Annotated in this window: 10 protein-coding genes; 7 read left to right on the top strand and 3 right to left on the bottom strand. The window is 45.3% G+C overall.

All coding sequences use genetic code 11. From position 1 onward, the window contains the following. The first annotated feature begins 4 nt into the window (after positions 1-4). From AC3CH3_RS19950 to AC3CH3_RS19940, 3 genes are all read left to right on the top strand, one after another. Positions 5-1,699, top strand: a complete 1,695-nt coding sequence (locus AC3CH3_RS19950) for an ABC transporter ATP-binding protein (protein ID WP_019821660.1) — start codon at positions 5-7, stop codon at positions 1,697-1,699. Then, entirely contained in the window at positions 1,696-2,535 is an 840-nt protein-coding gene (locus tag AC3CH3_RS19945; RefSeq protein ID WP_488538213.1) for an energy-coupling factor transporter transmembrane component T family protein, read from the top strand. The genes AC3CH3_RS19950 and AC3CH3_RS19945 overlap by 4 nt, the downstream gene beginning before the upstream one ends. 223 nt (positions 2,536-2,758) lie before the next feature. After that, the gene (locus AC3CH3_RS19940; protein WP_488538212.1) at positions 2,759-3,223 is read left to right on the top strand and encodes a TetR/AcrR family transcriptional regulator; all 465 of its coding nucleotides are present in this window, start codon (positions 2,759-2,761) and stop codon (positions 3,221-3,223) included. Positions 3,224-3,320: 97 nt separating this feature from the next. Here the strand turns inward: AC3CH3_RS19940 and glgB are convergent, their stop codons facing one another. From glgB to AC3CH3_RS19925, 3 genes are all read right to left on the bottom strand, one after another. After that, complete coding sequence (glgB, locus tag AC3CH3_RS19935; RefSeq protein WP_488538211.1) at positions 3,321-5,501, bottom strand: 1,4-alpha-glucan branching protein GlgB; 2,181 nt, start codon at positions 5,499-5,501, stop codon at positions 3,321-3,323. Between the two features lie 175 nt (positions 5,502-5,676). Next, positions 5,677-7,857: a 4-alpha-glucanotransferase gene (gene malQ, locus AC3CH3_RS19930; protein WP_488538210.1), complete on the bottom strand. Its 2,181-nt coding sequence runs from the start codon at positions 7,855-7,857 to the stop codon at positions 5,677-5,679. Positions 7,858-8,044: 187 nt separating this feature from the next. Further along, positions 8,045-10,498, bottom strand: coding sequence for a glycogen/starch/alpha-glucan phosphorylase (locus AC3CH3_RS19925; RefSeq protein ID WP_048610351.1), 2,454 nt, complete (start codon positions 10,496-10,498; stop codon positions 8,045-8,047). Between the two features lie 567 nt (positions 10,499-11,065). Between AC3CH3_RS19925 and malT the strand changes: the two genes are divergently transcribed. The 4 genes from malT to AC3CH3_RS19905 all read left to right on the top strand — a co-directional run bounded on the left by malT (position 11,066) and on the right by AC3CH3_RS19905 (position 16,501). After that, complete coding sequence (gene malT, locus AC3CH3_RS19920) at positions 11,066-13,774, top strand: HTH-type transcriptional regulator MalT (RefSeq protein ID WP_488538209.1); 2,709 nt, start codon at positions 11,066-11,068, stop codon at positions 13,772-13,774. A gap of 569 nt (positions 13,775-14,343) precedes the next feature. Further along, positions 14,344-15,264, top strand: a complete 921-nt coding sequence (locus AC3CH3_RS19915) for a polyprenyl-phosphate transporter (RefSeq protein ID WP_488538208.1) — start codon at positions 14,344-14,346, stop codon at positions 15,262-15,264. 203 nt (positions 15,265-15,467) lie between these two features. Then, a complete protein-coding gene (locus tag AC3CH3_RS19910; RefSeq protein ID WP_488538207.1) occupies positions 15,468-15,908 on the top strand; it encodes a hypothetical protein in 441 nt (146 codons plus the stop codon). Then, entirely contained in the window at positions 15,905-16,501 is a 597-nt protein-coding gene (locus AC3CH3_RS19905; protein ID WP_488538206.1) for an SCO family protein, read from the top strand. The genes AC3CH3_RS19910 and AC3CH3_RS19905 overlap by 4 nt, the downstream gene beginning before the upstream one ends. Positions 16,502-16,548 lie beyond the last annotated feature (47 nt).

Below are 16,548 nucleotides of genomic sequence, written 5' to 3'. Positions count from 1 at the left end.
GCCAATGACTATAGCATTTTCGAACTTCTCTTTTAGATATGAGTCGCTGGATAAACCGACGCTAAAAAATATCAATCTAAGGATAGAGAAAGGAGAGAAAATCGTCATTATTGGACCAAGCGGAAGCGGTAAATCTACCCTAGGTCAATGCCTCAATGGCCTAATACCTCATGCAATTAAAGGTGAGGTAACTGGCTCTTTAGAGATCAACGGCAAGAATATCTCTGAATTTTCGATGCACGACTATACCGAGCAGGTAGGCACAGTATTGCAAGATACTGACAGCCAATTTGTGGGTTTAAGCATCGGCGAAGATATCGCTTTCGCACTCGAAAACCAGTTGATGTCGAACATTGACATGTACCCGTTAGTTAAGTCGACGGCAAAAATGGTCGACCTAGCGGACATGCTTGAGCGTTCACCTCATGACCTTTCTGGTGGTCAAAAACAGCGAGTATCGTTAGCGGGCATCTTAGTTGATGACGTTGATATCTTGCTATTTGATGAGCCTCTAGCAAGCCTTGACCCGAAAACGGGTAAAGCAACGATTGAGATCATCGATCAGCTGCATAAAGAAACCAACAAGACCATCGTGATTATCGAGCACCGCCTCGAGGATGTCCTACATCGCGATATCGACCGCGTGATCTTAATGGAACGTGGTGAAATCGTTGCTGATACGACACCCGATGAAATCTTGGCTTCTGAATTACTTGATACACACGGTATTCGTGAACCGCTTTACTTGTCGGCGCTTAAGGCGGCGAAAGCCCCACTAAGCAGCGAAGACAAGCTGTCAAACCTCAAGGCTTTAGACTACAAAAGGTTCCGCCCTGCTGTTCAAGCATGGTTTGCTGAGCGCCCTGCCCCGATAGCAGAGAAGCAGTACCCACCTTTACTTGAAGTTCATGGTCTAACTTATTCTTACGACGGCGAGAAGAACGCACTCGAAGATGTCAGCTTCAAGATTGGCAAAGGTGAGTTTGTTTCGATTCTAGGCAAAAACGGTTCAGGCAAATCTACCATCACTAAACTCATCATGGGTGTGATCGATGCCGATTCAGGCTCTTCCTATCTAAATGGTGAAGACCTATCTGAGCTTTCTATCTTTGAAAGAAGCCAGAAAGTCGGCGTCGTGATGCAGAACCCAAATCATATGATCTCACATCATATGATTTTTGACGAGATTGCTTTTGGTCTTCGTAACCGCAACATTGCAGAAGAGCTGATCACAGAAAAAGTAGAGCATGTTCTTGAGCTATGTGGGCTGAGCAAGTTCCGCCACTGGCCGATCGAAGCCCTGAGCTACGGCCAGAAAAAACGTGTAACCATTGCATCTATCTTGGTACTGGAGCCTGAGCTTCTTATCTTGGATGAACCAACCGCAGGTCAAGACTACCGTAACTACACATCCATGCTGGCATTCATCCAAAAGCTTAATCGTGATTTGGGTATTACCGTTGTGATCATCTCACACGACATGCACCTCGTTCTCGAGTACACCACACGTTCAATCGTAATCGCAGACAGCAAGTTGATTGCCAATGCCGCGATGACGGAAGTATTTAGCCAACCATCACTTCTAGAACGTGCAAATCTTTGTACCACCAGCATTTATGAACTCGCGACTATGATGAAAATCGACGACACCAATGCGTTTATGCAGTACTTCATCGACTACGAGAGAAGCGCTCAATGAACGCATCAAAAGTAAAATTCGGCATCAATTACATTGATACAAAATCACCGCTTCATGCTCTCAACGGCATCACCAAATTTGCGATCTTCTTAGCTTGGGTGACCGTAGTATTGACTACGTTCGACCTAAGATTGATTGCACTGCTTATTGTGACTGGTTTATACCTGCTAAAGCTGACCAATGTGCCTGTACGCGTGTACAAGCCTTTGTTATTAGGAACGGCGAGTGTATTAAGCCTAAATGCTCTGTTCATGTATCTACTGGCTCCACAGCAAGGTACTGAGCTCATCGGCAGCGAAACCTTATTGCTGACATTGCCGGGTAACTACTCGTTGAGCCAAGAGGCGCTGTTTTACTTAGTCACTGTCACGCTCAAATACATGAGCATGTTCCCGATAGCGTTGATTTTTGTCTTCACAACGCATCCGACTGAGTTTGCCGCGAGCCTCAACCGTATCGGTGTTCCCTACAAGATCGCCTATGCGGTCAGCTTAACACTGCGTTACTTGCCAGAAGTTAAGAAAGACTTCATCAATATCATGCATGCTCAACAGGCTCGTGGTGTAGAGCTCTCAAAGAAAGCGCCTCTAATTACTCGAATCAAAAATGTAGCTAAGGTTCTAGGCCCGCTCATTTTCTCGAGTTTGGACCGCGCAGACGAGATCTCTAACGCAATGACATTAAGAGGTTTTGGTCGACACAAAGCACGCACTTGGTATAGCTATGCACCTTTGAAACGTATCGATTTTGTTTGTTTAGGTGTCATCGCTTTTATCGTGGTGTTAGCCATTGCGAAACGCATTCTAGAGCCGCAGTTATTTTGGTATCCATTCTAGCTGTCTGAATTAGCATAGATAAACAAAGGCTTTAAATAACACACCGCTCAATAGGGCGGTGTTTTTGTTTATGCCAAAATCTGATTGATAATTGAACCAATGACACAATACTGACCATATTTAACGATAAATTGACCAGTTATTTACCCTTGGAGTTTGAGATTTAATTCAGAAGCTCTTAATATACTCGCTTACAGAATGTTACACTCAATAGAGATTTGTAATGGCTCGAATTACTCAAGTACAGAAACTAGAAAATCAAAAAAACTACGATGAGATCGTACTAAACCTTTTTCTGGCTGAAGGACATGAAGCACTAACTTATGCAAGGATTGCTCAAGAGATTGGCATTAGTTTAACGACGCTTCAGGGCTATTATCCGTCGACCCGCGCTATTCGTTCAGTACTTCACGAACATATGCTATCGATCGTTATAGACAGTCTAGACTTTTCATCGGAAGCGCTTTTTATCCAATCTTGGCAAACCGCTCTAGATAATGAGCAGTTTCGATACGTGATTAAATTGATGTTTTTCCATGCTTCGCAAATCAAGAATCCTGAGCAATTTAACCTCAGCTCGAACGGCGAATTTCGTGAAAAGATGTTGGATAGTTTCGGCAACGACTCAGTTCGAATCCTTGAAATGGTAGTCGGACGCTCAATGTTCTATCTCACCAATTTCAAGTAACACTCACCAGCTTACTGAAATAGAAAAAGGGAACCCTAGGGTTCCCTTTTTAGACTTTCAGAAAAGTGAGCAGCGATGGCTTGCTCAACTTATAGACCTAATTTAGCTTGTAAAAAACGGTCGATAACGGCGGTAAGCGTAGCTCAATCGAAGTGTCTAATCCTTCGCTTTCTACTGATTCAATCTCAGCTGTCTGCTTCACTTCAAAACCGCTGCCTGCATAGTCCACAGAGTCTGTATTCAACAGCAGTGAGTACTCACCTTTTGCAGGAACACCTAAACGGAAATGCTCATGAGGCACAGGTGTAAAGTTAGAGACAATTAATACACGCTCACCAGACTCACTGATGCGTTCGTGCGCTAAGATACTCGCTTCAGCAGAGTCCTGTAGACGCCATTCAAAGCCTTTCGGGTCAAAATCAAGATCGTGCATTGCAGCTTCAGAGCGGTACAGGTTATTCAAGTCTTTCGTTAAACGCTGAACACCTTGATGACGTTCGTAATCCAGCAAGAACCATTGCAGTTGGTCATCATGGTTCCATTCAGCCGTCTGACCAAATTCTGCGCCCATGAAGTTCAGCTTCTTACCCGGCTGCGCATACATGTAACCCATATAAGCACGTAGATTGGCCGTTTGCTGCCATTCATCACCCGGCATCTTGTTATGGATAGAGCCTTTACCGTAAACCACCTCATCGTGAGACAGAGACAATACATAATTCTCACTGTGTGCGTAAACCAGTGGGAAGGTAATCGTATCGTGGTGATATTTACGGTTGATTGGGTCTTCTTGAATGTAAGACAAGCTGTCGTGCATCCAACCCATGTTCCACTTAAAGCCAAAGCCTAAGCCGCCCATAAAAGTCGGTGCTGAAACACCAGGGAACGCTGTCGACTCTTCGGCAATCGTCATCGCATTCGGGAAGTGCTTGTACACTTCTTCGTTCATCCACTTAAGGGTTGCGATGGCGTCATAGTTTTCGTTGCCACCGTCTGCGTTCGGAATCCATTGATCATGGCTGCGCGAGTAATCGAGGTACAGCATCGAAGCTACTGCATCAACACGAATACCATCAATGTGGAATTGCTCGAACCAGTACAGTGCGTTAGAAACTAAGAAACGACGAACATGCTCTTTGCCTAAATCGTAAATGTACGAGTTCCAATCTTGATGCCAACCACGACGAGGATCTGGATCATGGAACAATGGCGTACCATCGAAGTTTGCTAGGCCGTGGTCATCACTTGGGAAATGAGCAGGAACCCAATCAAGTACTACACCAAGGCCCGCTTGGTGACATTGATCGACGAAGTATTTGAAATCATCTGGAGAACCAAAACGGCTAGTCGGTGCAAATAGACCTACTGGCTGATAGCCCCAAGAACCGTAGAATGGGTGCTCTGAAACTGGCATTAGCTCAACGTGCGTGTAGCCAAGACCCGTTAAGTATGGGATCAGTTCTGCCGCAAGCTCGCGATAATTTAAGAATTCACCTTCAGCGTTACGTTTCCAAGAACCTGCATGCAGTTCATAGAACGAAAGCGCTTCTTTACGCTTTTGCGTTACAGGGCGGTTCTGCCATTGAGTGTCTTGCCACTCGTAACGAGCGTGATCGTAAGTCACAGATGAGAATGATGGGTATTGCTCAGAGTAGAAACCCCATGGGTCAGCTTTGTGTGGTAAGCCTTCGCCATTTGGCCCTTTTAATTCAAACTTGTATTGAGCGCCCTCTTCAAGTTCAGGGATGAATAGGCCCCACATACCGTAATCTAAACGTTGCATCGGGTGGCGACGACCATCCCAAGCGTTGAAGTTACCCACTAAGCTTGCCGCAGTTGCATGCGGTGCATACACTAAGAAACGCGTACCTGAAATCGTCTGTCCATCACGCTCTAGCGTAATAAACTGAGCCCCCATGTGATGATACATATCTTTAGGTGTGTGAAGATCTTCATAGCTCGCATATAGATCGTGGTACTGGTATGGATCATCAATGATCTGCTCTACGCCAGCCCAATCAACCGCAAGCTTGTAGTGAGTGAAACGTAAGTCTCTCTCTTGCTTAAGAATGAAACCACTTTCACCCTCTCGCGCTAACTCAATACGAGGTTCCTTTCCAACAATCAACTCGACTTTATCTGCCCCAGGAATCCACACACGTAATGCACCTTGCTCAGAAGGTAGGTATGGCCCTAAAAACGCAAATGGGTCTGTGAAACAAGCCTGTGATAGTTGGGTATATATTTGTTTTTGCTTTGAAATCGAACTTAGTTCCAAAACGTTTCTCCCTAACCAAACATCCAAAAAACATAATACAAAAATGCCCGCTATTAGTGCGGGCAATATAACGACGGTTTATTCTACCAGATGAGCATTCATTATTGAGTGACCGAGGTTGTAGTTTCGTACGGCGTAAGCAAAAAACAGCCTAATTTCAAGTCACTCAACGTCATTACTTACCTGCTTTTTCTCGAACATCAGTCAGCTTAGACGCGATACGATTTACCCCTTCGTGAGCAAAAATTTCGTCCAAGTTCATTGACAGTTTACGACGCCAGTTAGGGTACTCATCGACCGTGCCAGGAATGTTTACTGGCTTGTCCATCTCTAGCCAATCTTCCAACTGCACACTAAGTAATGTTGAACCACCAGCCGCTACGTGCAGTTGAAGAGCTTCAGCAAGATAAGAGTCCATAGGCACTTGGCTCGCATCACGACCCACACCTTCTGGAAGGAAACCATGCCATGCTACTGAATCTAAGATACCTTGCTTACACTCTAGACGGTCATCGAACAAGGTTTCTAGTTGTTCTGAATCTGGGTATAAGCCAATCTCTTGGCCCATCTTTAAGTCATCACAGTGCCAGAAGCCGCGAAGTGTTGGCATATCGTGAGTACACAGTGCCGCCATCGATTGTGACGCGTAGTGTTTTGGTGAGATGAAACCACCATCTTCTTCTGACGTTTCAAAGAAGAACACTTTGTAAGAATGCACGCCAGCATCTGCAAGGATGTCGACAATCTCATCCGGTACCGTTCCTAAGTCTTCACCGATAACGCTACATTGGTAACGGTGAGATTCAAGTGCCAAAATAGAAAGCATATCTTGTACTGGGTAGTAGATGTACGCGCCCTTAGTAGCATTCTCACCCTTTGGAATCCACCACAAACGCAGTAGGCCTAAAACGTGGTCAATACGCAGTGCACCACAGTGCTTCATGTTCGCACGAAGTAGTTTGATGTAAGCGTCGTAGCTTGTTTCTTGAAGCACTTCAGGGTTTAGCGGAGGTAGACCCCAGTTCTGCCCCAAAGGACCAAGAATATCAGGTGGAGCACCAATGCTCGCATCCATAACTAGGTTACCTTCGTCAGCCCAAGTTTCGCTCCCTGAATCCGCAACGCCTACCGCTAAATCACGGTACAGGCCAACAGCCATGCCTTTCTCTTCAGCAAGAGACTGTGCATCGTTGATCTGGCAATCTGCAAGCCATTGTAGATACATGTACAGATGAACGTTTTCTAGGTTCTCTTTGATGTATTTCTGTGTCGCTGGGCTGTCAAATGTACGGTACTTCTCAGGGAATACCGGCCATCCCCACATTCCAGAATCTTCAGCGTGCAGTTCACCGTGCAGAGCATCAAATGCGGCTTGATGCATTAGGCTATCGCCACCCTCTTCTACGAAGGCTAAAAATGCTTGTGCACGGTCGCTGTTTTTGTCTAGATGGCGAGTCTTAAATTCTGCGAATAGCAGAGGCAAGATGCTCATCTTAAGCTCAGACACTTCGGTGTAGTTTACCCAGTGTGCTTCACGCGCTTTTTGTAGACGCTGTTGGAACTCTGCGCTGCCTACCGTTTGTTGTGCTTCTGCACTTAATGCGAATTCAGGTACTGAACTCACATCAATGTATAGGATGTTCAACCAACGACGTGACGACGGGCTGTATGGGCTCGCGCCTTCTGGGTTCGCAGGGAACAATGAGTGAATTGGGTTTAGACCAACGAAGTCACCGCCACGAGAAGCGATATCCGCAACAAGCTGTTTTAGGTCACCAAAATCACCAATACCCCAGTTGTGCTGAGTTCTTAGTGTGTAAAGTTGAACACTTGGCCCCCAAAGCTTTTTGCCTTGCTCGATTGGTGACTGCTTGAAACACGCTTTTGGCGTAATAATCAGTGTCATCTCGTAAGGCTTCTTACGGCGCTTACGGCTCACAATAAGCTTGTGATAACCCCATGCCAAATCACTTGGCAATGCAAACACTAAAGGGCCACCCTCGGCACGCTCGTCACGAACGACTTGAGATTGAAGATAGCCTTCAAGTACCTCTCCTTGCTCGGTTTCTAAGCGCCAGCTGAACTCACTTTCACGAGCACTTACACCTAGATTAAGCGCCACTTCTACTGGCTCACCGTCACGCAAGACAAGAACTGGGTCTAGTACATCTTTTTTGTGTTTTCTTTCTGCTGACTTAAGCAGTGCATCATCGCTGCTTGTATCGTAGCCCAACGAAGCCAATAGAGACGTGATCGTCTCGTCTGATACTTGTGCTTCATCGCCCCACGCACTAACGTAACTGTCGGCAATGTTTGCCATTTCTGCGACTTGTTTTAATACGGTTTGTTCTTTCATCGCTCTCTCCGAAAACGTTCTGACGCTTTCTATTTTGTAGGGTTGTTAATTTAATTTTTACTAATCAATTAGCTTGTGACAATCGGTTTGTAAGCAGCTTGTTGATAAACGACAAACCTTTAAGCCTTTCGTTTGCTCACAAGCTAATTGAGCCAAGGCAGAAACTGCCTTGGCTACTTTGGAAGTATTAACGGTTAACCGCTTCAAGTTTCCAGATGTTGTTCACGTAGTCGCGGATAGAGCGGTCTGATGTGAACTTACCAACCAATGCTGTATTAAGAATTGCTTTCTTAGCCCAACCTGCTTGGTCTTTGTATTGCGTGCCCATGTCTTCGTGCGCTTTCACGTAAGAGGCGAAGTCAGCAAGACATAGGTAAGGGTCACCACCGTCTAGCAGGCTATCAAACGTTGCACGTAGAAGGCCTGGTTGACCTGGAGTGAACTCATCGCCAGTCAGTAGGTCTAGGGATGCTTTCAGTAGTGGGTCTGCATTGTAGTAGTCGTAAGGGTTGTAGCCCTGAGCTTTCAGTGCTTGAACACCATCAACGTCTAGGCCGAAGATGTAGATGTTTTCATCACCCACTTCTTCACGAATCTCAACGTTTGCACCATCCATCGTACCGATAGTTAGCGCGCCGTTTAGAGCCATCTTCATGTTGCCCGTACCAGATGCTTCTTTACCAGCTAATGAGATTTGCTGAGAAACGTCTGCTGCAGGGATGATGATTTCAGCCATGCTTACACGGTAGTCAGGAATGAATACCACTTTAAGCTTGTTACCGATGCGCGGGTCGTTGTTGATCTTCTCTGCAATCTTGTTAACCGCGAAGATGATCTCTTTCGCTAGGTGGTAACCCGGTGCTGCTTTCGCTGCGAAGAAACATACGCGTGGCTCACACTCGAAACCAGGTTCGTTAAGAATGCGGTGGTACAAAGATAGAATGTGTAGCAAATCTAGGTGCTGACGCTTGTACTCGTGCAGACGTTTGATTTGAACGTCAAAGATAGCGTTAGTATCTAGCTCGATACCCATGTTCTCTTGAACCCAATCAGCAAGGCGCTGTTTGTTTTCTTTCTTAACCGCCATGAATTCTTTTTGGAATTTCGCGTCTGTTGCAAACTTAGCGATGCCTTCTAGCTGCTCAAGTTTTGCTGGCCATTCAGTACCGATCTTACCTGTGATTAGCGTAGATAGGCCTGGGTTACAGAACTTCAACCAACGACGGGGCGTGATGCCGTTCGTTACGTTAGTCAGTTTGCCAGGGAAGATTTCGTTGAACTCAGGGAACAAGTCTTTCTTAACCAGTTGAGAGTGAAGCGCAGCTACACCGTTCACTTTGTAAGAACCAATCACACATAGGTTTGCCATGCGAACCATGCGGTGGAAACCTTCTTGGATGATAGAAAGCTTCGCTTGCTTCTCACCGTCACCAGGCCACATTTTACGAACTTCTTGCATGAAGCGGTGGTTGATTTCAAAGATGATTTCCATGTGACGTGGAAGAAGACGGTTGATCAGTGATTCAGACCAAGTCTCTAGTGCTTCAGGAAGTAGTGTGTGGTTCGTGTAAGCGAACGTATGAGCACTGATTTCCCATGCTTGGTCCCAAGATAGACCTTTCTCGTCAATCAAGATGCGCATTAGCTCAGGAATCGCAATCGTTGGGTGCGTATCGTTAAGCTGAATCGTTTCTTGCTTAGGCAGATCTTCTAGAGAGAAACCAGCGGCTTCGTGACGACGTAGAATATCGCGAACAGACGCTGCTGAGTGGAAGTACTGCTGCATTAGGCGCAGAGTCTTACCTTTCTCGTGGTTGTCGTTCGGGTAAAGAACTTTCGTGATGTTACCTGCATCGATTAGCGAGTGTTGCGCTTCGAAGTAATCACCGTTGTTAAAGCTAGCTAGTGAGAATGGTGCGATTGCCTGACATTCCCAAAGACGCAGCGGGTAAACCGTGTTTGACTCGTAACCTACGATAGGTAGATCCCAAGGCATTGCTTTTACTTCCATACCTGGAACCCAAGTACGAACTTCTTTACCGTCGATGAATTCAACGTCTACATGACCGTAAAAACCAATGTGTTGTGCTAGTTCTGGACGAGCTACTTCCCATGGGTAACCTTCAACACCACGCCATGCGTCAGGTGCTTCTTGTTGACGACCGTCTTGGAAAGATTGTTTGAATAGACCGTACTCGTAGTGAAGACCGTAACCTACTGTTGGGTATTCTTGAGCGGCACAAGAATCCATGAAACAAGCAGCTAGACGACCAAGACCACCATTACCTAGTGATGGGTCGCGTTCTTCTTCTAAAAGGTCAGTTAGGTTTTGACCTAGCTCTTCCATTGCATGAGTGATCTGTTCGTAAAGACCCATGCTGATCAGGTTGTTACCTGTTAGACGGCCAATCAAAAACTCAAGTGATAGGTAGTTAACGCTCTTCGCGTTCTTAATTTTTTCATCATTTTCAGTTTCTAGCAGGTCAAAAGTCGTTAGCTCTGCAAGAGCACGACCCATTGCTAGATACCATGAACGGCTGTCTGCTGTTTCAACGGTTGTTGCGTAGGTTGCAGATAAATGTTTCTTAACACTCTCTTGGAATGACACTTTATCGAAAGTTTTTTGCTGAGTTGGTTTCATTTCAGAAATCTCGCTTTTAATAGTTCTAATTCATCTGTGACATATCGTGCATGGTCACCACAAACTAAACATCCTCCCGCTAATGCAACTGACTAGGAGTAGATGGGAGGGCGTAGGGGGCGTACCGACTTAGGGTTAGTGATCTGACTCTCATGTTCTGACTGCGAACAAAAACTTGGAGTGACTAAGATCACAAGCTCCCGTTCGATAACTTAACTTCAATTGATGTGACTTTTATTTAACCAGATTAAAGTCATTGTTAAATCTGATATTCAGATCACGAAAATAATTTCCAACTCTCATCTTTTGCATAGATTCCCGTGTAGGGATGAACGAAGTCACATTCACAAATCAACCCGCAACGTGAGCAAAGTCTCAAATAAAGGGCGTAGACACCCAAAAACATGCAGGAGTGCAAGGTTTCTGAGGAGGATCGTAGTCGGTAACGTTTGGCTTCACGTAATATGAGTAAAGACTTAAGTAATTAGGCTCATGTCATTGGAGTACACTCAACGATAGATTGGGATATTTCAGAACATAGCCACGGAATAGGTGTAAAACTTCGATATGTGGATCCCTTCGAAACTGACTCGTCCCGGCCGCTTACATAATGCAATCCTACGACCTAGGGTTCTCGATCTGCTTCACAATGCAGATTGCTATAAGCTTGTGTTGTTCCGCTCTCCAGCGGGCTACGGCAAAACCACCATGGCTGCACAATGGTTGGTAGATAAACCTAATGTGGGTTGGTACAGCATTGATGATAGCGACAATGATGCCTTCCGCTTTATCAACTACCTACTTCAATCACTTAATAAAGCGACTCAAAATGCCTGTCCGAATGCCCAAAAACTGGCAGAAAAGCGACAGTTTTCATCGCTGCATTCTTTATTAAGTGAAGTATTTGCCGAGATGTCGGAATTCCATCACGAGTGCTTTCTGGTGTTGGATGACTATCACTTGGTCAACAATGACGACATCCACGAAGCCATGCGCTTCTTCCTCAAACACATGCCCGATAACCTAACGTTGGTTGTCACCAGTCGTGGTACGCCACCACTTGGTACAGCAAACCTGCGCGTTCGTGACTTAATGATCGAATTAGGTAATGACTCGTTGGCGTTTGATACCGAAGAAACCACACGCTTTTTCAACCAACGCGTAGCCGACGGCATTGATGACACCACGGCAGACAGCATTTGTAGTTATGTAGAAGGTTGGCCTTCTGCACTACAACTTATCGCGCTACAAGCACAACACCAAAAACGCACTCTTGCACAGTCCGCAGAGTCATTCTCTCACTTTAACCACGCCCATCTTTGGGACTACTTGGTTGAAGAAGTATTCGACCTGCTAGACAAAGAAACCCGACAGTTCTTGATGCAATGTTCTGTGCTTGATCACTTCAACGATGAGCTTGTGTGTGCACTTACACAGCGTGAAGATGCGTTAGGTATGATCGAATCACTCAACCGTTTTGGTTTGTTCATCTACCCGCTTGAAGGTGAAAAGAACTGGTATCGCTTCCATAACTTGTTTGGTGAATTCCTCGCACATGAGCGCCAAGCTCGAATTCCTCAGCAAGAAGCTGAACTGCATCGAAGTGCTGCAAAAGCGTGGATCAAGCAAAACACACCACACCAAGCACTACGTCACGCACAGCGCGCTGAAGATCCAGAACTGATCATTCAAATCCTGACTGAGCACGGTTGGCCGATGTTCAACCAAGGTGAGCTTTCGTCATTAGAAATGGCGATCAAACAGCTAACCACAGATCAACTATACAGTGAGCCAAAGCTTTCGATGCTACGCGCTTGGCTTGCACAAAGTCAGCACCGTTATGACCAAGTGGGTACTTTGCTGGAAGAAGCTGAGACTCAATATCAAGCGCGAAACATTGAACTCGATACTCAGCAGCAAGGGCAATACAACGCCTTGCGCGCCCAAGTTGCCATCAACAGCAATGAACCTGAAAAAGCGTTAGAACTGGCTGAGCTTTCGTTAAGCCAACTGAACACCACTGTTTATCGTAGCCGTATTGTCGCAACCTCGGTTGTTGGCGAAGTGAATCACGTAATGGGTAACCTCAGTCGTGCGCTACCGATGATGCAACAAACAGAAAAACTGGCACGTCAGTATCAGGTTTATCATCAGGCTCTGTGGGCGATTCTGCAACAAAGCGAAATCTTGATTGCTCAAGGTTATGTTCAAGCTGCATTTGAGCTACAAGACAGTGCATTCAAATTGATTGAAGAGCATCAGCTTCAATACGTGCCTCTGCATGAATTTTTGCTACGTGTTCGCGCTCAGATCTTCTGGTGTTGGAACCGACTAGATGAAGCGGAAGAATGTTGCTACAAAGGCTTAGATATCCTTGGTCACCACTCACCAAGTAAACACCTGCACAGTTACTCAATGCTGGCTCGAATTTCATTGAGCCGTGGCGAGATTGATAAAGCGTCGAAGTTTATCGACCAAATTCAACACCTGCTACGTCAATCAACTTACCACGTAGATTGGACCGCAAATGCTTCTCTTTCTTTGATTCTATTCTGGCAAGTAAAAGGCAATAAAGAGGCAATCCGTGATTGGCTAAGCGTGGCGGTTCGACCTGAATCGGCAAGTAACCACTTCTGCCAGCTTCAATGGCGAAACATCGTACGTTCTCACATCATCCTTGAGCAGTATGAAGATGCGGAAGAAGCGCTGATTTTTCTTAAGAGTGAAGCGCAGCGTTCACATCTGATTACAGACACCAACCGAAACTTGATCGTTGAAGCGGTGTTGCGTACACAAATTAACGATGAAGACAGCGCACGCGTGCTACTTGAAGAAGCGCTTCATATGACCAACCAAACCGGTATGGTTGGTAACTTCTTAGTCGACGGTGGAACTATCGGGCATATCTTGGATAAATTGAGCAACAAGCCAGGCTTAGGTGACTTAGAACGCCATCGCGCTCAACAGATCATGAAAGATATCTCAACCACCCAACGCAGCCGCTCGGTTCACTTCGATGAAGACTTTGTTGAGAACTTGGTTAATCACCCGAATATTCCTGAGCTTGTGCGCACTAGCCCACTCACCCAGCGTGAATGGCAAGTACTTGGTCTGATCTATTCTGGGTTCAGTAATGAGCAAATCGCTCAAGAGCTCGATGTAGCGGGGACCACGATCAAAACTCACATCCGTAACCTTTATCAAAAGCTCAACATTGCTAACCGTAAAGAAGCAATCAGCACGGCGGAGAACTTGCTGCAGTTGATGGGGTACTAAAACGGAATCGAGATTGATTCGAGAAAAGCTTAAGCTAGTCACCAATGGTGGCTGGCTTTTTTTTCATCTGAAGTTTAGAGCTTAAAAATGTAGGAGCTGGAAAAGAAAAAAGACAATCACCAAACGACAGGCAAAAAATAGCCAACCGCAATAATCGCGATTGGCTCTATATATTTGTGAACAAATCAATAGGTTCACTAACAACGTCAGTTGGCTAGGTGACCCTCGGCTTAAGAAGGGTCAATGTACATAATGCAGTTAGCGTGCCAACTTTTATTCGACGTTTTATAAGCCCTGCATCGCATAAAAACCATGAATTTGTCATGCGAATTGCAAAGTGCATTTGCATAATGCAACCAAGATGCAATATCGATAAGAGATCAGTTTCATCTCTGCTCTTAATGACAAATTACTAAGTGGTTGTATTTTAAATGTTAGGCAAATGTTCAGTTCAACTTATTGCCTTACAATTAAGAGAGTAATAAAAGCCCTTCCCCAATGGCATATTCATACTTTTTTTACACTAAAGTTTGTATACTGCACAAAATCACACTCAACTCTATGAAGCAATGAACTACTTAAGTACTTTTTTCAAAGGCATGGCAATGGGCGCAGCCGACGTTGTCCCTGGCGTGTCAGGCGGGACCATCGCATTCATTACTGGTATCTACGATACGCTGCTAGAAAGCATTCGAAGAATTAACCCTAACGTACTTGGCTTATGGAAACGTGAAGGCTTCAAGGCCGCGTTTAGCCACATCAATGGTTTTTTCCTAATCTCATTGTTCGCGGGCGTTTTCACCAGCATCGCGACATTTGCGAAACTCATCTCTTGGCTATTGGTCACGCACCCTGTTCCTTTATGGTCGTTCTTCTTTGGCCTTATCTTGGTGTCGGTTTTCCATATTCTTAAGCAAGTAGAAAAGCGCGATGTGATTCGATTCGTGTTTTTGCTGCTTGGTGTTGCCTTCGCATACAGCATCACCGTGCTTAAGCCGCTGCAAATGGAACCAACCAGCATCAATGTTCTCATTGCGGGTGCGATTGCGATCTGTGCGATGATTTTGCCGGGTATCTCGGGTAGCTTCATTCTGCTATTGATTGGTATGTATGGTCCGGTTCTTGGTGCGGTTAAAGAGTTCCAAATCGATGTGCTTGCGCTATTCCTTAGTGGCTGTGTGATTGGCCTACTGACTTTCTCGCACGTACTTTCTTGGTTACTGCGCTCATTCCGCGATTTCACATTAGTGTTCTTAACTGGTTTGATGATCGGTACGCTGCCTAAGATTTGGCCGTGGAAAGAAACCATCAGCTGGCGTACAAATTCAAAGGGTGAGCAAGTTCCTCTACTTCAAGAAAATCTGTCACCGTTTGATTTTGAAGCCGTAACCTCTCAGCCTTCTCAGCTGGTAATGGCGATTGTGATGATGTTGGCTGCTATTGCCTTGGTTCTAGGACTAGAGAAATTTGCAGAGCGCAACGCTGACTAATCATTCAACCAACTTCTGGAAAGCGTTTAGAACGGATAATGCTTAGAAATACTAAGCTCACCTCTCGATGAAATAGACAAAAGCGAAGCCAATGGCTTCGCTTTTTTAGTTCTACCATACGCACAAAATTGCTTTTTGATACAAGCACGTATTGAGGGGTATGATAACATCGCCGCTCTTATAAAATTAGATGAGAACACGACATGCACCCAGCATTAAAGGTGGTGGCTCTTGGCATTGCTCTCGTGGCAGGTTTTTATGGGCCGCAAGCAATTCAACAGTTTAAATCAGCGATGGAGCACTCAACTGCCGAAGTCAACTTGGATGACTACTGCATGCTTTCAACCATATCGTGTGAGCAGGAATCCATTTCAATGTCGCTTGATCGCGAAACCGCGCAACCTCTTCTACCCACAAAGATAAAGGTCGTTTGGGAAGGTGCTGCATCTGAGACACTGATGTTATCGCTCACAGGTTTAGAAATGGAAATGGGATCAGCGCGTTTTCAATTGAAGAGCATTGGCAATAATACCTATGAAGGTGAAGTGATTTTACCTGTATGTACTTTAGATAAAATGACATGGATCGGTGAACTCACTGATGGTGTCGATACTGTAAACCCTGCAATAAGGATGACAAGATGAGTAGAAATTGGTCGTTAGCATTGGTTGTCGCTTTTGTACTTGGCTTTGGTGTCAAAAGCTATCTTGATGGGCAAAACGAAGTTCAAGAACAACACGCTGCAAAACAAAAGTTCTCCGCAACGACTCTTTTCGGCAAAGACAACCAACCAACGGAAATCTTTGACCAAACCGATGACAGAATTCGTATCGTTTACTTCGGTTTCACACGTTGCCCAGATGTATGCCCTACTTCTTTGGCTATGTTGGCCGGAGCACTTAACCAAGTTTCTGATGAAGCAAAAGCCAAGATTCGCCCGATGTTTGTCTCTCTCGACCCTGAGCGTGATGCAGCAGAAGCCTCGTATGAATACGCGCAATACTTCCACCCGATGATGGAAGGATTAAGTGGTCCATTGGATGTCACCACTACTCTGGCCCATAACTACGGTGTTATTTTCAGAAAAACTAAGCTTGAAGGTTCAGAGTTGGGATACACCTTAGACCACAGCTCATATTTCTATTTTTTAAAGCCCGACGGTACTTTGATTACTAAAGTACCGCACACGTTGACGCCAGCGCCAATTGTTGAGGCCATCAACACGTTAACACGCTAGCGTACCAAGTCATCAACGACTAGGAACAACGTATAGAAAAATAAAGA

Source organism: Vibrio sp. QJM3NY_35, from assembly GCF_057785915.1.
This window is presented reverse-complemented; position numbering and strand designations above follow the sequence as displayed.

What these genes read in the sequence shown, in the direction of transcription:
- AC3CH3_RS19905 (WP_488538206.1), top strand. Translation starts at nt 15,905, where the DNA reads ATGAGTAGAAATTGGTCGTTAGCATTGGTTGTCGCTTTTGTACTTGGC.
- AC3CH3_RS19940 (WP_488538212.1), top strand. Translation starts at nt 2,759, where the DNA reads ATGGCTCGAATTACTCAAGTACAGAAACTAGAAAATCAAAAAAACTAC.
- AC3CH3_RS19910 (WP_488538207.1), top strand. Translation starts at nt 15,468, where the DNA reads ATGCACCCAGCATTAAAGGTGGTGGCTCTTGGCATTGCTCTCGTGGCA.
- malQ (WP_488538210.1), bottom strand. Translation starts at nt 7,857, where the DNA reads ATGAAAGAACAAACCGTATTAAAACAAGTCGCAGAAATGGCAAACATT.
- malT (WP_488538209.1), top strand. Translation starts at nt 11,066, where the DNA reads ATGTGGATCCCTTCGAAACTGACTCGTCCCGGCCGCTTACATAATGCA.
- AC3CH3_RS19925 (WP_048610351.1), bottom strand. Translation starts at nt 10,498, where the DNA reads ATGAAACCAACTCAGCAAAAAACTTTCGATAAAGTGTCATTCCAAGAG.
- AC3CH3_RS19915 (WP_488538208.1), top strand. Translation starts at nt 14,344, where the DNA reads ATGAACTACTTAAGTACTTTTTTCAAAGGCATGGCAATGGGCGCAGCC.
- AC3CH3_RS19945 (WP_488538213.1), top strand. Translation starts at nt 1,696, where the DNA reads ATGAACGCATCAAAAGTAAAATTCGGCATCAATTACATTGATACAAAA.
- AC3CH3_RS19950 (WP_019821660.1), top strand. Translation starts at nt 5, where the DNA reads ATGACTATAGCATTTTCGAACTTCTCTTTTAGATATGAGTCGCTGGAT.